Annotated in this window: 17 protein-coding genes; 11 read left to right on the forward strand and 6 right to left on the reverse strand. The window is 63.2% G+C overall.

Going from position 1 to position 21,335, the window contains the following annotated elements; all coding sequences use genetic code 11:
• Positions 1–204: 204 nt before the first annotated feature.
• Both ACNFIC_RS22055 and ACNFIC_RS22060 read right to left on the reverse strand, forming a co-directional pair.
• Positions 205–1,653, reverse strand: coding sequence for a sensor histidine kinase (locus tag ACNFIC_RS22055; protein WP_416782002.1), 1,449 nt, complete (start codon positions 1,651–1,653; stop codon positions 205–207).
• Between the two features lie 59 nt (positions 1,654–1,712).
• On the reverse strand, positions 1,713–2,312 hold the full coding sequence (locus ACNFIC_RS22060; protein ID WP_138217946.1) for a lytic transglycosylase domain-containing protein: 600 nt from the start codon (positions 2,310–2,312) through the stop codon (positions 1,713–1,715).
• 187 nt (positions 2,313–2,499) lie between these two features.
• On the opposite strand from ACNFIC_RS22060, the gene gspG reads away from it, so the two are divergent.
• Both gspG and ACNFIC_RS22070 read left to right on the forward strand, forming a co-directional pair.
• Positions 2,500–2,925, forward strand: coding sequence for a type II secretion system major pseudopilin GspG (gspG, locus tag ACNFIC_RS22065; RefSeq protein ID WP_138217947.1), 426 nt, complete (start codon positions 2,500–2,502; stop codon positions 2,923–2,925).
• 11 nt (positions 2,926–2,936) lie between these two features.
• Positions 2,937–4,127, forward strand: a complete 1,191-nt coding sequence (locus tag ACNFIC_RS22070; protein WP_416782003.1) for a type II secretion system F family protein — start codon at positions 2,937–2,939, stop codon at positions 4,125–4,127.
• Between the two features lie 19 nt (positions 4,128–4,146).
• On the opposite strand, the gene ACNFIC_RS22075 is transcribed toward ACNFIC_RS22070, so the two are convergent.
• A complete protein-coding gene (locus tag ACNFIC_RS22075) occupies positions 4,147–5,061 on the reverse strand; it encodes a site-specific integrase (RefSeq protein WP_416782005.1) in 915 nt (304 codons plus the stop codon).
• Between the two features lie 198 nt (positions 5,062–5,259).
• On the opposite strand from ACNFIC_RS22075, the gene ACNFIC_RS22080 reads away from it, so the two are divergent.
• Positions 5,260–5,907 carry a DUF1345 domain-containing protein gene (locus ACNFIC_RS22080; RefSeq protein WP_138217950.1) on the forward strand — a complete coding sequence of 216 codons (648 nt, stop codon included), beginning with the start codon at positions 5,260–5,262 and terminating at the stop codon, positions 5,905–5,907.
• Positions 5,908–6,142: 235 nt separating this feature from the next.
• Positions 6,143–6,406: a DUF1652 domain-containing protein gene (locus tag ACNFIC_RS22085; RefSeq protein WP_138217951.1), complete on the forward strand. Its 264-nt coding sequence runs from the start codon at positions 6,143–6,145 to the stop codon at positions 6,404–6,406.
• Here the strand turns inward: ACNFIC_RS22085 and ACNFIC_RS22090 are convergent, their stop codons facing one another.
• The 3 genes from ACNFIC_RS22090 to ACNFIC_RS22100 all read right to left on the reverse strand — a co-directional run bounded on the left by ACNFIC_RS22090 (position 6,407) and on the right by ACNFIC_RS22100 (position 10,699).
• On the reverse strand, positions 6,407–8,485 hold the full coding sequence (locus ACNFIC_RS22090) for a putative bifunctional diguanylate cyclase/phosphodiesterase (protein WP_416782024.1): 2,079 nt from the start codon (positions 8,483–8,485) through the stop codon (positions 6,407–6,409).
• A gap of 274 nt (positions 8,486–8,759) precedes the next feature.
• Entirely contained in the window at positions 8,760–9,527 is a 768-nt protein-coding gene (locus ACNFIC_RS22095) for a substrate-binding periplasmic protein (RefSeq protein WP_416782025.1), read from the reverse strand.
• A 290-nt stretch (positions 9,528–9,817) separates the two neighbouring features.
• Positions 9,818–10,699, reverse strand: a complete 882-nt coding sequence (locus ACNFIC_RS22100; RefSeq protein ID WP_138217953.1) for a hypothetical protein — start codon at positions 10,697–10,699, stop codon at positions 9,818–9,820.
• Between the two features lie 208 nt (positions 10,700–10,907).
• Here ACNFIC_RS22100 and ACNFIC_RS22105 point away from each other — a divergent pair, with 208 nt between their 5' ends.
• The 7 genes from ACNFIC_RS22105 (at position 10,908) to ACNFIC_RS22135 (ending at position 20,107) form a co-directional block, all read left to right on the forward strand.
• Positions 10,908–11,888, forward strand: coding sequence for an aliphatic sulfonate ABC transporter substrate-binding protein (locus ACNFIC_RS22105; protein WP_138217954.1), 981 nt, complete (start codon positions 10,908–10,910; stop codon positions 11,886–11,888).
• Positions 11,889–11,901: 13 nt separating this feature from the next.
• Positions 11,902–13,266, forward strand: coding sequence for an LLM class flavin-dependent oxidoreductase (locus ACNFIC_RS22110; protein WP_416782008.1), 1,365 nt, complete (start codon positions 11,902–11,904; stop codon positions 13,264–13,266).
• 133 nt (positions 13,267–13,399) lie between these two features.
• Positions 13,400–14,236, forward strand: coding sequence for a bifunctional allantoicase/(S)-ureidoglycine aminohydrolase (locus ACNFIC_RS22115; RefSeq protein ID WP_138217956.1), 837 nt, complete (start codon positions 13,400–13,402; stop codon positions 14,234–14,236).
• A 297-nt stretch (positions 14,237–14,533) separates the two neighbouring features.
• Positions 14,534–15,880, forward strand: a complete 1,347-nt coding sequence (locus ACNFIC_RS22120) for a hypothetical protein (RefSeq protein WP_416782010.1) — start codon at positions 14,534–14,536, stop codon at positions 15,878–15,880.
• A gap of 32 nt (positions 15,881–15,912) precedes the next feature.
• The gene (locus ACNFIC_RS22125; RefSeq protein WP_138217958.1) at positions 15,913–18,147 is read left to right on the forward strand and encodes an Ig-like domain-containing protein; all 2,235 of its coding nucleotides are present in this window, start codon (positions 15,913–15,915) and stop codon (positions 18,145–18,147) included.
• A gap of 14 nt (positions 18,148–18,161) precedes the next feature.
• Entirely contained in the window at positions 18,162–18,632 is a 471-nt protein-coding gene (locus ACNFIC_RS22130; protein ID WP_416782011.1) for a curlin, read from the forward strand.
• A gap of 29 nt (positions 18,633–18,661) precedes the next feature.
• The gene (locus tag ACNFIC_RS22135) at positions 18,662–20,107 is read left to right on the forward strand and encodes a curlin (RefSeq protein WP_416782013.1); all 1,446 of its coding nucleotides are present in this window, start codon (positions 18,662–18,664) and stop codon (positions 20,105–20,107) included.
• The last annotated feature ends 1,228 nt before the right edge of the window (positions 20,108–21,335 follow it).

Raw genomic sequence — 21,335 nt, forward strand, 5'->3', positions numbered from 1 at the left:
ATCGCCGCGATCCCCGCCAGGATCTGCTTGATGAGGTAGCAAAAAGCTAGCCAGTATCCATTGAAAATATTTTGTATTTAATAACAAAAACTTAAATACTTTATGCAATCTAGATTCTAGATATACCCCCAATGTTGGGTACTATTTCCCCCAAAATTTAAAACTAATAAAATCAAATATTTACATTTTTTATAATGCAAAGAATCAAGAGTTGGCTACGCGAAAACTCAGCGATACGCGAGTCCCACCGCCCTGGCGGCTACTCAATCGCACCGAACCACCGAAGCGCTCCATGATGCGCTTGACCAGCATCAGCCCCACTCCCAGTCCGCCTTGCTTGGTGCTGAAAAACGGCCTGAAGGCCATGCGCTGCTGCTGCTCGCTCATGCCCTTGCCTGTGTCGGCAAAACGCAACACCAGGTACCGCCGGTCGTGGCGCACACACTCGATGTGCAATTGCCCACCCTGCTCCATCGATTCCAGCGCATTGGCAATCAAACTGCTGAAAATCTGCCCCAGCAGCGCCGGCTGCCCCAACACCCGCACAGACCCGATCGTGGGCACCCGCACCTGCACCCCGGCGCGACGCAGCAGCCCGTCGCAGGCTTGCAGGCTTTCATTCAGGACCTGAGCCAGGTTCACAGCCACCGCCTCGTCATTGAGCGGACGCAACGACTGAAGCAGCTCGCGCACCCACTGCGACATGCGGTCGACCTGGCTGATGATGTCGTTGACGTGCCGCTGTGCGGGCCCCTCGTCGAAGGCCTGCGCCAGCTCGGCGCTTGAGCGGATACTGGCCAATGGATTGCGCAAACTATGGGCCACCGCCGAGGACACCTCCCCCAACGCAACGAAGGTTTCATTACCGATCAGGCGCTTCTGCTGCACGGCCACCAGCCGCGCAGCGCGACGCATGATGCCGTAGAGCCCGACGTACACCAGCCCCCCCCCTACGGCGATAGCCAGCCAGATCAGCATCAGGCCATGTTCGATGCGCACAATCAGGTCGTGCGGTTCCTTGTAGATCTCGACCATCGCGGTAACCGTCTCGCCACCGGCGTCGAACAGCGGGATGTAGTTCTCGATGAACAGTTGCTCAGGTGGGGTGACGAACTCCTGCTCGCTACGCGCGCGCTCGGCATTGTGGTAGCTGGCCGACACGCGCATCTTGTACTCGAAAGCCCGGCTCAGGTCGTCGTCACCCTCGATCAGCTTGCCGATCAAGGCCGGGTTACTCGACCAGATCACTGTGCGGTCAGGGGCATAGATATTCGCCAGCAGTATGTCCGGCAGGTGGGCGATATGGTCGAGAAACTCACCTCTGGCGTTACGCCGGGCGGCCGGGTCAACATCAGGCATGGCCCGGTCGGTCCGCGGGTCGAGCAACTCGCCCATGGTGCGCACGTTGGGAATCGAGACATGGCGCACTTCAGCGTCGGCAATGGCGGTGATGAACTGCGCAGTCAGCAAGGCGTCACGCTCGACGCTTTCGTTGATGATGAAGCGGCTGGAGATAAGCCCCAGCCCCGCCGCCACCGATAGGATGATCGCAAGGCTCACCCAGGCGTACCAGCGCAGCAAGTTGAACGGTTTGCGCACGGCCCCCGCCTCAGCGCTGGGCGCAGTTGAATCAGGGCGATGGACGAGGTCCATGACGGGCTCCGCAACTGGGCACGATTCATTGGTTATAGCCCAGAGTTGGGGAATCAGGGTCAAGGCTCGGCCAGCCCCTGCAGCAATCGATAGTCGCGCAGCACTGCGGGAACGTAGCGACGGGTCTCGGCGAATGGCGGCACCACCCGGCCCCGGCTCAGCACCGCCTCGGGCCCGGCGTTGTAGGCCGCCACCGCCAGGGTGATGTCATTGTCGAACAGGGTCAGCATACGCTTGAGGTAACGTGCCCCGCCGTGCACGTTGGACTCAGGGTCGAGCACATCCTTGACCCCCATGGCTTTGGCCGTGTCCGGCATCAACTGCATCAGCCCCAGCGCCCCCTTGGGCGAGCGGGCCTTGGGGTTGTAACCCGACTCAGCCTTGATCAGCGCATGCAGCAAGGCCTGCGGCACGTCGTTGGCCAGTGCAGCGGCGGCCACCAGTTCGGCGTAGGGGCGGCCAGTGATCCACTGTGCATTCACCGGCCCACTGCCACCGGGCACCTCGCTGACCACCCGCTCGTACTGGCGCCCCGGGCGATGGACGTTGGACAGAATCAAGCCGCCCTTGCCATCGCTGGAAATGTACACATCAGCCTCGGCGCCCAAGGCCATCAGCCCGGCCGCCACCCCTGTCGCTATCAGCATCAGCCCACGCATGCCGGTCGCCTCCAATTCATGGCCCCCCGAAGTGGGGGGATATGCCCCGGAAAATCCGGGTGCAAGGCTCTGACGCAAGCAGCGTGCCGAGCACACGCTGCGCTGCACAGCCCATGGCGCAAGGCCGCGACGCAGCCGTGCACGCCTGTTGCATGGACGCTGTGCACACGCAACGGAGGATTTCACCATGCAGCGCAGAATCCATGCCCAACGCGGTTTCACCCTGCTCGAACTGCTGGTGGTGCTGGTGGTGCTGGGCCTGTTGGCCGGCATCGTCGCACCCAAGTACTTCAGCCAGCTCGGGCGCTCGGAAGCCAAGGTGGCGCGGGCGCAGATCGAGGGCCTGGGCAAGGCCCTAGACCTGTATCGCCTGGAAGTCGGCCACTACCCCAGCAGCGAGCAGGGCTTACAGGCGTTGGTGGTGGCGCCCAATGGCGAGGCGCGTTGGTCGGGTCCGTACCTGCAAAAGGCGGTACCGCAAGATCCGTGGGGACGTCCCTACCTTTACCGCCAGCCTGGCGAAAACGGCGCTGAATACGACCTGTTGTCGATGGGCAAGGATGGTCAGCCCGGCGGCGACGGCGAGAACGCCGAAATCACCAGTTGGCAATGAGGGGCAAAGCGATGCGCTACGAACTCAAAGCCTTGGGTCGCCAGGGCGTAGTGCAGTTGCACATTGACGCCGAGGACAGCGACCAAGCGCGGCGCCAAGCCGAAGACCAAGGTTTGCGCGTGCTGAGCGTGCGTGTGCCTGGCCATGGTCTCGGGCGCCTTGCCTGGCGCCGCGCCCCGGCGTTCGACCTGGTGCTGTTCAGCCAGGAACTGACCACCCTACTCAATGCCGGCCTGCCACTGATCGACGCGCTGGAAAGCCTCGCCGAAAAAGCACCCAGCGGCACGCCGCGCAAGACCCTCGAAGCGCTGGTGCGCCAGTTGTACGAAGGCAGGTCGTTGTCGCTGGCCTTGGCACAGCAGCCGCGGGTGTTCCCAACGCTCTATGTGGCCCTGGTGCAATCCAGCGAACGCACCGGCGCGCTGGGTGAAGCGCTGACGCGCTACATCGGCTATCGCCAGCGCCTGGATCTGGTGCGCCAGAAACTGGTCGGGGCCTCGGTCTATCCACTGCTGCTGTTACTCGTCGGCGGTGGCGTGGTGCTGTTCTTGCTCGGGTATGTCGTGCCGCGCTTCAGCCTGGTGTTCGAGGGTATGGGCACGCAGTTGCCGTGGCTGTCGCGGGTCTTGATGCAGATAGGGCTGTTCCTGCATGCCCAGCAGCTGCCGTTGGCCCTGGGCACGGCAGGCGGCGTGGCGTGGCTACTGGCCCTGCGCCGCCAGCCGGCGGTGCGCCGCTGGGCCAGCCGACAGTTGCGCCGCGTGCCGGCGCTGCACCAGCGCCTGATGATGTACGAACTGGCGCGCTTCTACCGCTCGCTAGGGATCCTGCTGCAAGGCGGTATCCCCATCCTCACCGCCCTGGGAATGGCGCGCGGGCTACTGGGCAACGCCGCTGGCGAGGGCCTGGAGCACGCCAGCCGGCGGGTCGCCGAGGGCCTGGCGTTATCGGATGCGCTGGAAGCCGGGCAATTGGTCACGCCGGTCTCGTTGCGCCTGCTGCGCGCCGGCGAACAGTCCGGCAACCTCGGCGAGATGCTCGAACGCTGCGCGGACTTCCATGACCAGGAGATCGGTCGTTGGGTGGAGTGGTTCGTCAAGCTGTTCGAGCCGCTGCTGATGACGTTCATCGGCCTGCTGATCGGCCTGATCGTCATCCTGATGTACATGCCGATCTTCGAACTGGCCTCAAGCATCCACTGATCGAGGTGCCGGCACCGCTTCAGTAGTCGAACTGCTCTACCGCGCGGCGCCGCTCATTGTCGTCGCGCCGGTCATAGGCCGCGGTGGTCTGGATATTGGCATGGTGCGCCAGCTTCTGGGCAATCGAAAGGTCGTGCTCCTCGATGACCCGAGTGATGAACGCCCGACGGAAATCATGCGGCATGATCTTAGCCCCCACCTGCGCCCCGCGCTGGCGTGCGATGTAGTAGATGGCATGCTTGGTGATGCGTGCGCGGGTAATATGGCTGCCCCGCCGAATGCGGTTGAACAGGAAGCTGTCATCGCGCTCACCAGCCGGCAAATGCTGGCGGCGCAGGTCGAGCCAGGCCTGTAGCTTGTCGAAGGCCCAAGGCGGGGCATACTTGAGCAACTGGCGGTTGCCCTTGCCCATCACTACCACGCTGCGTTGCTCGAAGTCGACCTGGGCCAGGTCCACGTCCACCGACTCGGACTTGCGCATCCCGGTGCCGTAAAGCAATGCCAGGATCGCCGCATCACGCACCCCCTGGGGACGCGGGTCAGCCGCGCACACCTCCATCAACTCGCGAATCAGGCTACGCCGAAGGTTGCGCCCGGGCGGCAGGCGGCTGCCACTGGCCGGTTTGACCTCACGAATCCTGAGCAGCTGCGCATGCTCGATCAGCCCCTGGCGCCAGGCCTCGTTCATCACCCCGCGCACGGCATTCACGTACAGCGACGAGGTATTGGGGGCATAGCCGTCGGCTCGCAACGCGGCGACCAACGCCACCACATGCCCAGGTTCCAGGTGATGCCAGGGCACCTCAGCGATGTCGGCGTCGACGAAGCCCAGGCGGTCGGCGACATCCTGCAGGATATAGCGCATGGTCAGCTGGCTCGATGGCGCCAGGCGGGCCAGGTACTGCAACAGCGGGTTGCGCAGAAGATCGGTCAAAACGGCAATCCTGTTACGAAAATCACGTGCTATCACCTTGACATACAAGGCTTTTCATTAATGAAAGCGACGACGATGGTAACCCAATCCGACGCCTTTGATCGAACCTCGGCGCCGGGCCACGCTGCTCGCAGGCAAGTCCCGCGCGTGGCGCACATGGTCTAAAGTTGCTCGCAATACCCCTGCCAGCGAGGCAGCATGGCCTTCCACCGCCTTACCCGCACCCATCCGCGCCTGAGTATCGCCACGCTGGCCGGCCTCGTCGGCGCCTGGCTGATACCCGCAGCCGACACCGTGCAGCATATCCTTGCCGGTTGGAACCTGGGGGTATGGCTGTACCTGGCCATGGTCCTGTGGCTGAGCCTGCGCGCCGATGCCCAGCGGGTGCGCCGGGTTGCCTGCGTCGAAGACGAAAACGCAGCGCTGGTGCTGGTCACCGTGAGTGTCGCGGCCATTGCCAGCCTGGCAGCGGTCACCCTGCAACTGGTCTCCAGTCGGGGGCTTTCCGGCAGTGCCCTGGCCCTGCACTACCTGTATACCGGCCTCACCGTGGCCGGCTCCTGGTTGCTGATCGGCAGCATCTTCAGCCTGCACTACGCGCGGCTGTTCTACACCGGCAGCGACCGCGAGCCGTTGCTGCGCTTCGCAGACGGCGAGCGCAACCCCGATTACTGGGACTTCCACTACGTCTCGTTCACCATCAGCGTCGCGGTACAAACCTCCGACGTCGGTATCGGCGGGCGCGCCATGCGTCGGGTAGTGCTGGCGCACTCGCTGGTGGGTTTCGTGTTCAACACCGCGATTCTGGGCTTCACGATCAACATCGCCGCTGGCCTGCTGGGTTGACCGCCGGTCCGAAAGCGGCCCAAGCCCGCCGGTCAAGGCTGCGCAGCGAAAACGTTTGCCCAGTGCATCAGCGGCCCACGCCCGGATATCGGGGCTGTGACCAACGTCATGCCTTGGCACATTTGTCATATTTTTCCCGGATCGTGCGTCACACCGGTGCTATGGTTAGTTTCCTGAGGCAAGGCTCAAGCAAGACGAATCACCGCGTTCAGAACCCACGAACAAGGAGGCTGGCATGAACAAGATGACATTCCCCAACGCCTGCCAGGTGATGCGCTGGCACTTCCATCCCCTGGGCTTCGAAGCCAGCATGGACGCCCCGCGCAGCATGGTGGCGCGGCTGTTCGACCGAGCCACCGGGCAAACGCTTTTGGCAATCGCCGGGATCCCCTGCGCCGCGATAATGGCCGCCAGCGATGTGGAGCGGATCATCGAAGCCGTGGAAGCCGAGCTGGACACCTTCGACCTGGTGCCCTGCCCCCTGCCAGCGGTGGGCTGACTAGCTCACCTGCGCGTACCGCGCACCGAGCCCGGCGAGAAAGCGGTCTGCCGGCATGGGCTGGCCGAGCAGATAGCCTTGCAGTGAATCGCAACCCAGCTGAGTGAGGAAATCCTGCTGGCGGTCGGTCTCCACACCTTCGGCGACGATTCGCAACCCAAGCGCCTGGCCCAAGGCGACGATGGCCGAGACGATCGCCGCATCGTCGCTGCCCTGTTCGAGGTCGCGCACGAACCCGCGATCGATCTTCAACTCATTGGCAGGCAGGCGCTTGAGGTACATCAGGCTTGAGTAACCTGTGCCGAAATCATCGATGGACAGGTCCACCCCCATGTCCGACAAGCGTTGCAGCACTGTCAGGCTGGCGTCGGCATCGCGCATGGCGGTGGTCTCGGTGATCTCCAAGGTCAACCGGTTGGCCGGCAGGCCGTTCAGGTTCAGGCAACGCGCCACCGTGTCGACGAGCCCGGCGTGGCAGAACTGGACCGCCGACAAGTTCACCGCGACGCGCCAGTTCGCGTGCCCCTGATCCATCCACACGCGCATCTGCCGACAGGCCTCGTTCAGCACCCACTCGCCGATTGGGATGATCAGCCCGGTCTTTTCGGCAAGGCCGACGAAGCGGTCGGGGAGCATCAGGCCAAGCTGCGGATGCTCCCAACGCAACAGCGCTTCGGCTCCAATCGGTTGGCGTTCGACGGCGTCGAACTTGGGCTGATAGTGCAGACGTAACTGGCCCTGCTCCAGCGCCACGCGCAAGTCCTGCAGCAATTGCAGTTGCTGACGGGCATTGCTGTTCATCGACGCGTCGAAGAAGCTGTAGCCGTTCTTACCGGCGCTCTTGGCGTGGTACATGGCCGCATCAGCGTTGCGCAGCAACTCCTGTTGGTCGACGCCATTGCCGGGGTACAGCACGATGCCGACACTCGCCGACAGTTGCAGGTCATGTTCGGCCACCCGATAAGGCCGGGCCACCAGGTTGACCTGCTTGACGGCCACGCCCATGGCGTCGTCCGGTTCCTGCAATTCAACCAACAGCACGAACTCGTCGCCTCCGATGCGCGCCAGGGTGTCCTGGCTGTGCAGGTGGCCACGCAAGCGCGCCGCCACCGCCTTGAGCAACTGATCGCCGACATGGTGGCCGAAGGCATCGTTGACTGGTTTGAAACCATCCAGGTCGATGAACATCAAGGCAAAGCAGCCACCCTGTTCGGCCACCCGGCCCATGGCCTGGTCGATGCGATCAGCCAGCAGCGTGCGATTGGGCAGCCCGGTGAGGGTGTCGTGCAAGGCAAGCTGGGTGAGTTCCTGGTTAGCCTGGGTGAGCGAGCGCGCAAGCTCGGCAGTGCGAAGCTCCAGGCGTGCATCCAGCACCGAGGTCACCAGTGCCACGGCAAGCACCGCAAGGGTGGTGATCAGCACCAGGTAGACTAGGCCGTCGCCCGCGAGCCCATCGGGCAGTGCACCGCAAAAACTGCCCTCGGGGAAATTCGCCGCCGCCATGCCGGTGTAGTGCATTCCGACGATGGCGATGCCCATCACCCCCCCTGCCAGCCCCCGGATCTGACGGACGTAGGGCGTGTGCTGACGCAGACGGAAGGCGATCCACAGGGCCGCCGCCGAAGCGCCCACAGCGATGGCCAACGAGGCCGCGAACAGGCTGGGGTCGTAGTCGATGCCCGGCTGCATGTGCAACGCCGCCATGCCGGTGTAGTGCATGCAGGCGATGCCACTGCCCATCACCAATGCCCCAAGGGTCAATTGCAGCCACGGTAGCTTCGGCTGACTCACCAGCCACAACGCGAATCCCGAGGAAAGCACCGCAATCAGCAGCGACAGTGCCGTCAACGCGGCGTCATAAGCCAAGCTGATCGGCAGACTGAACGCGAGCATGCCGATGAAGTGCATGGACCACACGCCAATGCCCATGGCCAGCGCTCCCCCGGCCATCCACAGATGCACCGCACGGCCCTTGGCCGTGGCGATACGCCCGGTCAGATCAAGTGCCGTGTAGGAAGCGAGAATAGCCACGCACAGAGAGATCAACACCAGCGAGGAGGAGTAGCTACCGGTCAGCATGCGCACACCCAGGAACAGGCCAGGGAAAGGCCCGAAAAAGCCGATGATTGTACTCAAGCTTTAACCAAACGCACGGAGTTTTCACACCTTGCAATGGATCTGGAAGCGGCATGAAACGGGGGGTTCCCCCTGGCGCGCAGCCATGCTGGCACCGAATAATGGCACTTCACCTGTCTACGCGCGGAAAATCTTTGATCGGCGTGGATCATGCGTCCGACGACTGGTCAGTCGAGATCGACGGCACGCAACGCAAAACGTCACGCGCTGACGCTCGTTAGCGATCCTCTTGCTGCTGGCGCTGCCAACGTTCGAGGTTGTGCGCGACCAATTGCTCAGGCAACGCACCGGCCGTCAGCGCCTCGATCTGGCGCGCCAGTTGCTCACGCAACTGCGGCACATTGCAGGCCGATTTACGCGACAGCGCCACGTACAAGCCTTCGCTGGATATCGGCGGCTCCAGCACCTGCAGATGCTGCGCTTTACCCAAGGTGCGAGCCAGGGCCAGCCCGGGGTAATGCTCGAAGATCACGTAGTCACTGCGCTTGCGCAGTAGTTTTTCAAAAGCCTGGGTGGCGCTGGGCACCGCTTCGAGGGACAAGTGCGCGCGGGCATAATCGTCGAATGCCTGGCCATGGCTATTGTTGACCAAGGTTCCGCCCCGCAGCCCTTGCAGGTCAGCCCAATCGCTGTAGTGCAATGCCTCGCCCTGACGCACCCAGACCACACTGGCGTTGTACAGGAACGCGGGACTGATGAAGTCCATCAGTTGTTCGCGCGCCTGAGTGCGAAAGTAACCCGCCATCATGTCGATACGACCACTGGCGACTTCTTCCTGGGCCCGTGACCAGGGCCCCACGTACAACACGTCCACCTCCAGGCCTAGCGCCTTGGCCGCCTGTTTGAGCAGGTCGGCATTGGCACCGATCAAGTGCCGGGGGTTTTGCGGGTCGCGCCAGAGGTACGGCGGGTACTCAGGATTGCCCGTGGCGGTCAAGTGCTGACACTCCTGCTGGGCGCAGGCCGTTGCCGATAAACAGCTCATGACGAGGAACAACCACACCGATTGGCACACACTCCGTGCACTCATTGCGATCCTCGCACTCCCGATTGATTGCTATACGAATCGGGCGCGCTAAGGTCTTGAACGACCGGCTGGCCCTTATACCTTTGAACAGTGTGCACCAGAAATGACCATTCGCCACGCATTCATTTGAATGGTTGCCATACGGCGTTGTCGGGTGATCTGTCTCTGCACAGTGCTCTTTTACCGAATCGCTTGGGTGTTACACCATGGCAAGGCTATGGCGTGACGGCGCGGCGCAGGTTGCGCCTCTAAAGCTGGGCCATGCGCGCCACACGCGCTGGGGTCAGGCGCAGCACCCGGTCACGCCCGCCTTCGGCGAGTAAATAGCCACCCTTGCCATCGGGCACGATGGACTGTGGAGCCTTGAGGAAGCTCAGGACCGTGTGGCGTGAACCGTCGCCATCAATACGCAGCAAACGCGCACGGTGCGTGGAATCTTCGCTGATCCACAGCCCACGTTGGTCGCAGAGCAGGAACGTAGGGTTCTTCAGCCCCTCGACCACCACCGGGTCATGCCCGCCCGTGGTCAGTGCGCGGATCTTGCCTGCGGCCTTCTCGGTGTACAGCAGGCGTCCGTCGCTGCAGCGGGTCAGGCCTTCGCTTTCGCTCAGCCCCGAACGCAGCACATCGAGCTGGCCCGTGCGCCAGTCATAGCGCATCAAACGACCGTCACCCTTGCGATCCTCGATGGCGTACAGGTAGTCGCCCTCATTGAACAGGCCCTGCACGTTGTTGCCGAGGAACAGCGACCGCACCTGGCCATTGCGCGAAACGCTGACCGGTGCCTGATTCACCTCCTGACTGAACGCCCAGCCGCCGTCGACCGCGACCATGCCGTCGGGCTTGGACAGACCGTCGATCAGCACTACCCGGTCACCTTCGGGTGTAATGCGCACGATACTGCCCAACCCAGCGCTGAGCTCTCGGCTGACCAGCAGGCTGCCATCGGCCTGTGGCAGCAGCGAAGCGGCTTTGGCCAACGAATCGTGCAACACGCTCACCTGCCAACCGTCGGCCGCCTGCACCGGATAGAACGTTTGCCAGGCAAAGAATCCCAACGCGCTGGCGAGCACTCCGGCAGCGCTGGCCAGAGCCAGTTTGACACCGCGCTTGCGCAAGACCTTGATCATCGATTCGATTTCCCCGAGAAAGTCGCGGCGATGCTAGCAAGGGTATGTGAAAAAAATGTCATGCGCGTCCAGTCGCGGCTCATTGTGAAAATAAAAGGATATAAAAATAACAAAACATTCTAACTTTAAGTAATAAAAAAATTGAAAGTCATCCCACTTCCTTTTTAGGCTGCAAGCACGTCCTTTGCCCATCCCAAGGAGTTTCATCGTGCCTGCCCGTCCTTTCTCCGCTCTACGCCGATTGCTGCTCGGCGGCCTTCTGGCGAGCCTCGCCAGCGCCCTGTTGCCTGGGTCCTTCGCGGTCGCCTCAGATGCCAAGACGCTGCGCATCGGCTACCAGAAATTCAACAGCATCAACATCCTCAAGGGCAGCGGCGCCCTGGAAAAGGCCCTCGCCCCGCAAGGGGTGACAGTCAGTTGGCACGAGTTCGCCGCCGGTCCGCAATTGCTTGAGGCCCTGAGCACCGGTGCCATCGACCTGGGTCATGCGGCCGACGCGCCCTCGGTATTCGCCCAGGCCGCCGGCAAGCCGGTGGTATACCTGGCCGCCGAGCAGCCCTACCCACGCGGTATCGGCTTGGTGGTGCGCGAGCAGGACCACATCGCCAAGGTCGAAGACCTCAAGGGCAAGCGCGTGGCCACCGGCCGCGGCTGGAATGCTCAGTACCTGCTGGCCGTGGCCCTGGAGCAGGCCGGCCTGAGCTACCAGGACATTACCCCCGCCTACGTCAATAATGCCGCCGACGCCGTCGCTGCCCTACAGTCGGGCAGCGTGCAGGCGGTCACCTTATGGGATCCGTTCCTTGCCGCCGCCGAAAGCCAGCCGGGGCTGAAGAACCTGCGCGACGGCAGCGGTTTGTCCAACAACCGTACCTTCTACCTGTCCACCGCCACCTTCGCCGACCAGCATCGCGACCTGCTCAAGACCTTCTTCACCGAGCTGGCCAAGGTCAGCCAGTGGGCCAACGCCAAGCCCAGCGAAGTGGCTGCCCTGCTGGCGCCGCAACTGGGCATCAATGCCAACGTGCTGGAGGTGGCCAGCGAACGGCGCAACTACAACGCCGTGGCGATCACCCCGCAGATCGTCGCCGAACAGCAGAAACTGGCCGATACCTTCCAGGGCCTGGGACTGATTCCGCGCAAGCTGAACGTGGCCGAAGCGGTATACCCGACTGCCGTGCTGCCTTGATAGGACCCCGACAATGCCTCGCCCGATTCGCTTCAATGCCTTCAGCATGAACGCTGCCAGCCACCAGTCCCCAGGCTTGTGGCGCCACCCGCGCAATACCAGCGTGTCCTTCAACCGCCTGGAATACTGGACCGACCTTGCGCGCCTGCTGGAGCGCGGGCTGTTCGATGCGCTGTTCATCGCCGATGTGCTGGGTATCTACGACGTCTACCAGGGCAGCTCCGAGGCGGCCTTGCGCGGCGGCGTGCAGGTGCCGGTGAACGACCCGCTGCTGGTGGTCCCGGCGATGGCCGGCGTAACACGCCACTTGGGGTTCGGCGTTACCTTCTCGCTGACCTACGAACACCCCTACCCGTTCGCACGACGTATGTCGACGCTCGACCACCTGAGCAACGGGCGGGTCGGCTGGAACATCGTCACTGGCTACCTCGACAGCGCCGCGCGCAACCTGGGCCTGGCTCGCCAGTTGGGCCATGACCAGCGCTATGACCTGGCCGAAGAGTACTTGCAAGTGCTGTACAAGCTCTGGGAACGCAGCTGGGACGATGACGCAGTGCTGCTCGAACGCGACACTGGCCGCTACATCGAGCCGTCGCGGGTGCACGCCATCGCGCACCAAGGTGAGCACTTTAAGGTACCCGGCATACACCTGTGCCAGCCCTCACCACAGCGCACTCCGGTGCTGTTCCAGGCCGGCGCCTCGGCTCGCGGCCAGCTATTCGCTGCCCGCCACGCCGAGTGCGTATTCATCAGCGGGCCCACGCCCAGCGTGCTGCGCCGCTACGTCGAGGGGGTACGCCAAGCCAGCACGGCGGCAGGACGCAGCAGCGACCAAGTGCTGATCTACGCCCAGGCGCTGCTGATCGTCGCACCCACCCGTGCCGAGGCACAGGCCCGCTTCGCCGAATATCGCCGCTATGTCGACCTGGACGCCGCCCTGGCCCTGCTCTCGGGCTGGACCGGCATCGACTTCGCCGGGCTAGACCCCGACGAACCTATCGAATATGTCGAAAACGACGCCGGACGCACCGCTTTGGCAGCCTTCACTGCCGCCGACCCGAATCGTCGCTGGACGGTCCGCGAGGCCGCCGAATTCGTCGGCCTGGGCGGACGCGGACCTGTGCTGGTGGGGGATCCCGTCGAAATCGCCGACCAGCTGGAGCAATGGCTCGAGCAAACTGGCATCGACGGTTTCAACCTCACTTACGCCGTACAACCGGACGACCTGACACAGGTGGTCGAGCTGGTGGTCCCCGAGCTGCAACGGCGTGGCCGTTATCCCACCGCCTACCGCGACGGCACCTTGCGTCACAAGCTGTTCGGCCAGGGCGATGGTTTGCCCGAAGCGCATGTCGGGCGCCAGACGCACATTCAGTAATTGAATACGCTGTATTTCAACATTTAATTTGTGGATGCTACGGACAGGCTCTTATGCTGTCCGCACATCCCCTGCACGCACCGGCCGGTGTGGTCCCAGGCATTGGGGAGAGAACAACAAGTCGAGACCGTTCATGTCGAAACCTTCCTACTTCGCTCCCCACGGCGGACATCCGGCGCAAACCGAGCTGCTGACCGACCGTGCCATGTTCACCGAAGCCTACGCCGTCATCCCCAAGGGCGTGATGCGTGACATCGTCACCAGCCACCTGCCGTTCTGGGACAAGATGCGCATGTGGGTCATCGCCCGCCCGCTGACCGGTTTCGCCGAAACCTTCTCGCAGTACATCGTCGAAGTCGCTCCCGAAGGCGGCAGCGAGCGTCCCGAGCTGGACCCGAACGCCGAAGCGGTGGTGTTCGTAGTCGAAGGCGAGATCGACATCACCGTCGAAGGCAAGCACCACACCCTGGTCCCGGGCGGCTACGCCTTCCTGGCACCGGGCGCCGAATGGAGCCTGCGCAACAACAGCAAAGCCAACGTGACCTTCCACTGGCTGCGCAAGCACTATCAGAAAGTCGAAGGCCTGCCGGTGCCGGAATCGTTCGTCACCCACCGTGACAACGCCACCGTGATCGAGATGCCGGGCACCGAAGGTCGCTGGGTCACCACCCGCTTCGTCGACATGGCCGACATGCGTCACGACATGCACGTGAACATCGTGACCTTCCAGCCTGGCGGCGTGATTCCGTTCGCCGAGACCCATGTGATGGAACACGGCCTGTACGTGCTCGAAGGCAAGGCCGTGTATCGCCTGAACCAAGACTGGGTCGAGGTCGAAGCCGGTGACTTCATGTGGCTACGCGCATTCTGCCCGCAAGCTTGCTACTCCGGTGGCCCAGGTCCGTTCAGCTACCTGTTGTACAAGGACGTCAACCGTCATGTGCACCTGACCCTCAACCCGCAGCGTTGAAGCCAGGCCGATATCCGCAAGCCCGCCTACATGGCGGGCTTTGCTTTTGCAGCGCAGCGCAGCGCAGCGCTCAGAGTAGTCGCCGAGGGTTGGCGCTGACCCCTGCCGCAGTTGTACCCAATTCCCCAAAGCTGGGTGTCCCCGCCCACTGCGCCGCTTCCCCCGCACGCCCCCGCATTCACGCGTGAACCCTTGTACGACAAGGGCCGCAGCCGTGCTCACAACACCTGGCACAACTGTTGCCACCACCTCCTCAGACGCCCCATACCCTGGGCCCGTTTGCAGGAGATTCGACTCATGCACCGACCGACCCCCCACCTGCTGGCTACGGCGATTTTCGCCAGCCTGCTCCAGCTACCGGCCCAGGCTGCGCTGTATGCGGTCGACACAGGCCCCTATGCCCAGCCCACCGGCAAGTTCCCCAGTTGGTACCAGGATAGCCACGGCCGCGTACTCGACCTGTGCTTGTCCAAGGCCGTAAGCTCGCGAATCGCCGGTACGCCCGGCGCGCCCTCGTACATGTGCACGTTACTGCCAACCCCTGGCGTGTTCGACGATACCCAGCCGATCAATTTCCCCAGCAACTTCCCTGACGAGGCGTTCTGGTTCACCGCTGACGCCTCGATCGTCAACGCCGCCCAAGGCATCGACCTGGGTTATGGCGCCGCCATTGAGGCGGCGTTCAGTACCGACGAGCCGGTCGATGGCGACCAGATCAGCTTCGCGCGCATTCGTATCCGCGTGGATGTACCTGTGGCCGGGACCTACGTGATCACCCACCCGTACGGCGTCGAAGTATTCGATGTACCCGCTGGCGGTCGCCGTGCGATCAACATGACCCGCGATATCGGGATTGGCGCCCCGGGCGATTTCACCGGTGCCCTCAAGGGCGATGTCGGGCCGTTCCTGCGTAGCGTCAACGGTCCGTACACCGAGACCGATCCCAACACCGGGGCCAGCGAGCGCTTCCTGGGCGACCCCAACCTGGAGGAGGCCGTCACCGGCAGCCCGTTCAATACCAACTTCGTACGCATCGAGGGCCCCAACGGCATCGACCTGCGCACCACGCTGTTCGCGGTATCCGGCAAGCTGTCCAGCGTCAACCTGCCAACCCCGCAGATTGCGCTGCGCAGTACCTACTCCCGGCATACCGAAAATGGCACGCTCAAGGCCCAACAGGACGTCTTCGTGCTCGCCCCGCCCGCCCCGGCCAGCGTCACCCTGAACAGCCAGTCGCCGACGCTGTCCTTTACCGAGGCCAACGGGACCGGTAGCTGGTATGTCCAGTCGGCGCTCGACCCCAGCCTGCCGCAAACCTTGCTGGTGACCGCCGACAACAGCCTGGCAATTGCCACCAGCGCCCCCACCACCACACCCATGCCCCTGACAGACCTGGTGACCATCACCCGTGCCGAGTACAGCCTGGCCAGCGGCCAACTGAGCATCGAGGCCAGTACCAGCGACGAAACCTCGCCACCGGCCCTGACCGCCACCACCGGTAACGGCACCACGATCGGTGGCCTGAGCGGCGACGGGCCGGCCAAAAGCCTGTCGCTCGGGCATACCCCGATTCCCCCCGCCACCGTACGAGTCACCAGCGCGCACGGCGGCAGCGATATCGAAGACGTGGTGCTCAAGCCATGAACAGCCAAAGCCCCCGCCTTCAAGGAGGCAGTATGAATACGTGGTCGCGCCAGGCGCTGTATGCCGCCGGTTTCACCCTCAGCATGAGCAGCATGGCCTGGGCCGCGCTGAGCGAGGTCGACCCAGGTCCCTATACCTTCGCCACCGGAGGCTTCCCGATGTGGTACGGCGATGCCGAAGGCCGCAAGCTGGAGTTGTGCCAGTCGCGCGCGACCAGTTCGCGGGTCGCCGGCGCCCCAGGCGCACCGTCCTACATGTGCACCCTGCTGCCTGAGCCGGGCATCTACGACGATGCACTGCCGCTGGTGTTCCCGGACAACTGGCCGCCTGAGATGTTCTGGTTCCTCGCCGAGGCCACCCTCCCGGCTGTGGGCAATAGCGGCTACGCGCTCGACGCCTATGTCGCGGGCGTCGAGGCCGCCTTCGCGGCGGAAAACCCGGTCAACGGCGATCAACAAAGCTTCGCGCGCATTCGCATCCGCGTCTCGGTGCCCACGGCCGGCACCTATACCGTTACCCACCCCTTCGGCGTGGACACCTTCAATGTCACCACACCTGGGCGTCGAGCCATCAACCTGACGCGCGACATCGGCATTGGCGCGCCTGGCAACTTCAGCGGTGCGCTGAACGGGAACATCGGACCGTTCCTGCGCGGCCTGGGCGCGCCGTACACCGAGGTCAACCCGGACACAGGCGCCAGCGAAACGTTCATCGGCGATCCGAATATCACCGAGCCGGTGCTCGGCAGCCCCTTTGGTACCAACTTCGTACGGATCCAGGGCCCGGCAGGCACGATCGAGACCAATCTGTTCACGGTTTCCGGCAAATTGCTCGATGCGCGCCAGCAGACCCCGGTCACGCTCGAACGCGCCACCTACCAGCGCAACGCCGCTGGCACCCGCGTGGAGGTGTTCGCCAAGGCGCCCAACAGTGCCAGCCTGTGCCTGCGCAACGGCGTGGCGCTGGTGGGCACACCGCCCTCACCTTGTCAGTTCAGCCTGCTCGCCGACAACAACGGGCTGTTCTTCAGCCAACAACTGAGCCAGGCCGCGCCTCCCTCGGTGGTCGTGGTCACGGCCAGCGACGCGGCTGCCGGCACCCAACCAACCGCGCTGTCGAGCAAGCTCAGCGACGTGGTCAAGGTCTCTAATGCGCGCTATGACTGGGTCAGCAAACGCCTGGTGGTAGAGGCCCGCTCCAGCGACGAAGTACAGGTACCGGACCTGATCGTCCAGGGCTACGGGCGCATGTCCAAGGCCGGCGTGGCGCAAAGCCTGAGCGTCAGCGACCTGACCCAGCCACCGGCGAGCGTCACGGTCAAATCCGCCCATGGTGGTAGCGACGTGGAGCCTGTGATCGTGGTCGGCGCCGCGCCAATCGCGGCGGGCAACCAGCCGCCGGTGGCCCAGGCCGATACCGCCAGCACCAGCGTGGGTGTTCCGATCACGCTCAACCTGCTGGCCAACGACAACGACCCGGACGGCGACCTGCCGCTGAGCATCACCGACCTCACTCAACCCGGCACCGGCCTTGGGGGGGTTGCGATGAACGGCACCACCTCGGTGATCTATACCCCACCAGCCGGTGCGACCACGCCGCAGGTAGCCACCTTCAGCTACCGCGCCATGGACGCCAAGGGCCTGACCTCGGCACCGGCCACAGTGACCGTCAACGTCGCGCCGAACCAGCCACCCACGGCAGTCGCCGACACCGCCGCGACCCTAGGCGTGCCGCTGACCATCAACGTGTTGGCCAACGATACCGACCCAGAAGGCAACCTGCCGCTGAGCATCGCCAGCGTCACGCAGCCGACACCGGCCGGTCGTGGTTCGGCGGTCATCAATGGCACGGCGATCACCTACACCCCTCCGGCCACGGTCACCGCCGCGTTCACGACCACCTTCACCTACGTCGCCCGCGACGCGATCGGCGCCAACTCGACACCCGGCACGGTCACCGTACAGGTGTCGCCGAAACCGCCACAAGAGACCTTCGCCGTCACCGCTGCAACGGTGCAGGCGCGCTCGAACAACCGCTACAACTGGGACATCAGCGGTACATCGTCGATCACGACCGGCAACACGGTCACCGTGGAAGTGACCAGCACCGCCGGGCTGGTGACCCTGGGCACCACGACCGTGCCGGCGAACGGCCGCTGGCGCCTGCTGGTGAGCAACAGCACCAGCGTGGTCCCCACCGCCAACCCGACCGCCACCGTGCGTAGCAGCCAAGGCAGCGTGCGCACCGTGAACGTGGTCCGCCAATAGGCCGCAGGCACGCCATGAAACGCTTCTACCCACTGCTGCTGTGCCTGGCCCTGGCGGGCCAGGTCAGCGCCGCCGACCTGATGGACAACGCCGACCTGGCGCTGGGCAACGACCTCGGCGAGCCGCTGGTGGTACGCCTGCTCCCAGCCGGTGCCGGGCAAGTGGCGCTGATCGGGCAACAAGGCAACAGCAACCGCGCCACCCTCGACCAGAACGGTCAGGCCCTGCTGGGGCAGATCGTCCAGGCCGGTGGAGCGCAGGAGGCTTACATCCTGCAGCAAGGCAGCGACCTGATGGCCTCGATCAACCAGCAGGGCTACGCCAACGACGCGTCGATCCGCCAGACCGGCAGCGGCAACAGCGCGGCCATCGAGCAGCTCGGCAACCACAATAGCGCCACCATCGAACAGACCGGCAACGGCCTGACCAGTGCCGTGACCCAGGCGGGTAACGGCCTGCAGGTTCATATCAGTCAATACCGTTAACCCCCAAGCGTCAGACCAGGAGGCACCCCATGTACAAGCTCGCCCCATTGAGCTCCACCATCGTCCTCGCCCTGGCCGGCTACGCCGTGGCCGACGATAGCAGCTCGACCCAAACCCAACAGGGCAACAACAACATCGCCGATGTGCAGCAAGCCCACGCGCCGTATGCCTCCGCCACCCAGGAGCAGACCGGGACCGGACACAATCACCTGGCGGTGCAACAAGACAGCAGCAGCAATATTCAGCAAAGCGCCAGCGGTTCGTACAACGCAGGTTACGCCGAGCAGTTGTTCGAGCACGGCAGCCAGATCACCCAGCAGGCCGGCGGCACCCTCAACGATGCGTTCGCCAGCCAGTCGATGGGGCAAGACAACCAGGCCCTGCAACAGCAGCAAGGCACCGCCAACCAGTCGATCATCTGGCAGGAGTCGCAGTCCGGTGTACGAGCCACCACCGACCAGGTGGGCCAGCGTAACCAGGCGACCATCGAACAACTGTTCAGCGGCAGCGGCAACCAGGCGCTGATCCAGCAAGACGGTAACGACAACCAAGCCGCCGCCGAGCAGTTGAACCAGGTGAACGGGGACCTTGCCATCTACCAGCAAGGCCGGCAGAACTGGGCCTATGGCGACCAACGCGACGGCGTCGGCGGCAGCGTGGGCATCAGCCAGTACGGCACCGGGCATTCGGTGGAAGTCTGGCAGGACAACCAAGTGGGCAGCCAGGTGCAGGTGTACCAGAACGGCCAGCTCAACGAAGGCTACGTCGACCAGAGCTTCGGCCAGTCCAATAGCGTCAGTCTCAGCCAGAACGGTCGCGGCAATGCCAGTTGGTCGGATCAGTTCGAGACCAACCAGTCGGTGACCAGCATTTCCCAGGTGGGTAACAGCAACCTGCACTTCACCTACCAGAGCGGTGACGACCAGCGCTTGAACATCAGCACCCAGGGTAACAACAACACGGTGTTGGCCAGCAACTGGAAGGGCGACAAGCTCGGCGGGCAGTTCGGCAGCGGCCAACGGGCTGACATCAACCAGTCAGGTAACCGCAACAGCGTCAACTTGACCCAAGAAGGCAGCAGCCAACTTGCCCAACTGCGTCAGAATGGCAACCGTAACCAGATGCAGACACGCCAGGCTGACAGCAACAACGAGTTGTACTTCGAACAAAACGGCAGTGACAACGTGTTGATCGCTGATCAGCGTGGGGTTGGCAACTACGCGCAAGGCGTCGTGGCTGGCAATGGTGGTAGTGTCACGCTCGATCAGTCCGGGAGTGGGAACCAGAGTTATACCTACCAACTGTATGGCAGCGGTAACCAAGCGACTGTCAAACAGGCCGATGGCGTTAATGTTGCTTATGTGACGCAGGGGGGGAATGCGAACCAGGCCTTTGTCGATCAACGTGGGGCTGGGCAGGCGGCCTCTATCACCCAATACGGGAATGCCAACATGGCTACGGTTACTCAGCAGTGAGTCTCCCTCATTGGACCGTGGGCTTGCTTTTTCGCGGTCTTTTTTGGGGGGGTTGGTTGTATGTGCATTTATTGGCTTGGTTGATTTTTAGTTAACTTTTCGGTTTTGATAGCTTTATACGTATTCATTATTGATGTTGACTTTTAGTCACCTTTCCGCCCTTACGGCGGGTTCCTTTTTGAAGCATCAAAAAGGAACCCAAAAATGCTCGCTCCATCATCCGGCCCCTGCGCTGCGCGCAGGGGTTCCCTCGCTTCGGCGCCTTTCGGGCCCGCGCGGCCTACGACTTGCTACGCAAGTCTACATCTCGCGCCTTCGGCTACGCCGAAGGGTGCTGCGCACCTGGCCCTACAGACGCCTACACTCGGCCTCCTGAAGTCGCAATTGGCGGCGCCTGGGCTATTGCGCGCTTAGAAGCAAGAGCACCGAGCAAGAGCAAGAGCAAGAGCAAGAGCAAGAGCAAGAGCAGCAGAATTATTTGTTTGAAGTGATGAATGTATTTCGCAGTGGATGGCACCGGCTACGCCGGTGTTCGCGGGGCGAGCCCGCCCTCATAGAACTACACATAACTTGTTGATTTAGAAGGAATCTGTGGGAGCGGGCTTGCCGGAGTGCCGGACCACCGCGAACACCGGCGAAGCCGGTGCCATACACCGAGTCGCCTGCTTCGCGGGCAAGTCGGGGCGCCGAACCGCCGCTCCCACAGGGTACGCGGCGCGCTTGCGAAATCAGTTCTCTGCGCGACAGCGCAGCCCAAAGGGCTGGGTAATCTCCTACAGGTACAGAGCTGGGTTCAGGCTGGGCGCAGTCCTGTAATCCCGAGGCCCCACAACTGCAACTAGCGGTTAGCTGCGCAAGTACAGGCGCCACCCGTAACTTCGCGACTTCAGTAGGCCGAGCGGAGGTGGCTGGAGGGCCCAAGGTGCGCAGCACCCTTCGGCGCAGCCGAAGGCGCGAGATGTAGACTTGCGTAGCAAGTCGGAGGCCGCGCGGGCCCGCAAGTCACCGCAGCGAGGGAACCCCGGAGCGAAGCGCAGGGGCCGAATGAATGGAGCGAGCATTTTTTGGTTCCTTTTTGATGCTTCAAAAAGGGACCCGCCGTAAAGGCGGAAAGTTGACTCAAAGTCGACATCACTAATGAATGCGCATAAATCTATAAAAACAAACCAGTAACCAAGCAAACCAACACGAAACCCGCGCCAAATCCAGACCAGGGCGTACACTTGCT

Source organism: Pseudomonas sp. NY15463, assembly GCF_048068415.1.
In the GTDB taxonomy this organism is placed as follows: Bacteria; Pseudomonadota; Gammaproteobacteria; order Pseudomonadales; family Pseudomonadaceae; genus Aquipseudomonas; species Aquipseudomonas mosselii_C.

Bases quoted from the DNA above. Each gene is read 5' to 3' on its own strand.
- ACNFIC_RS22055 (WP_416782002.1), bottom strand. From the start codon at position 1,653: ATGGACCTCGTCCATCGCCCTGATTCAACTGCGCCCAGCGCTGAGGCG.
- ACNFIC_RS22060 (WP_138217946.1), bottom strand. From the start codon at position 2,312: ATGCGTGGGCTGATGCTGATAGCGACAGGGGTGGCGGCCGGGCTGATG.
- gspG (WP_138217947.1), top strand. From the start codon at position 2,500: ATGCAGCGCAGAATCCATGCCCAACGCGGTTTCACCCTGCTCGAACTG.
- ACNFIC_RS22070 (WP_416782003.1), top strand. From the start codon at position 2,937: ATGCGCTACGAACTCAAAGCCTTGGGTCGCCAGGGCGTAGTGCAGTTG.
- ACNFIC_RS22080 (WP_138217950.1), top strand. From the start codon at position 5,260: ATGGCCTTCCACCGCCTTACCCGCACCCATCCGCGCCTGAGTATCGCC.
- ACNFIC_RS22085 (WP_138217951.1), top strand. From the start codon at position 6,143: ATGAACAAGATGACATTCCCCAACGCCTGCCAGGTGATGCGCTGGCAC.
- ACNFIC_RS22090 (WP_416782024.1), bottom strand. From the start codon at position 8,485: ATGCTGACCGGTAGCTACTCCTCCTCGCTGGTGTTGATCTCTCTGTGC.
- ACNFIC_RS22095 (WP_416782025.1), bottom strand. From the start codon at position 9,527: ATGAGCTGTTTATCGGCAACGGCCTGCGCCCAGCAGGAGTGTCAGCAC.
- ACNFIC_RS22100 (WP_138217953.1), bottom strand. From the start codon at position 10,699: ATGATCAAGGTCTTGCGCAAGCGCGGTGTCAAACTGGCTCTGGCCAGC.
- ACNFIC_RS22110 (WP_416782008.1), top strand. From the start codon at position 11,902: ATGCCTCGCCCGATTCGCTTCAATGCCTTCAGCATGAACGCTGCCAGC.
- ACNFIC_RS22115 (WP_138217956.1), top strand. From the start codon at position 13,400: ATGTCGAAACCTTCCTACTTCGCTCCCCACGGCGGACATCCGGCGCAA.
- ACNFIC_RS22120 (WP_416782010.1), top strand. From the start codon at position 14,534: ATGCACCGACCGACCCCCCACCTGCTGGCTACGGCGATTTTCGCCAGC.
- ACNFIC_RS22125 (WP_138217958.1), top strand. From the start codon at position 15,913: ATGAATACGTGGTCGCGCCAGGCGCTGTATGCCGCCGGTTTCACCCTC.
- ACNFIC_RS22130 (WP_416782011.1), top strand. From the start codon at position 18,162: ATGAAACGCTTCTACCCACTGCTGCTGTGCCTGGCCCTGGCGGGCCAG.
- ACNFIC_RS22135 (WP_416782013.1), top strand. From the start codon at position 18,662: ATGTACAAGCTCGCCCCATTGAGCTCCACCATCGTCCTCGCCCTGGCC.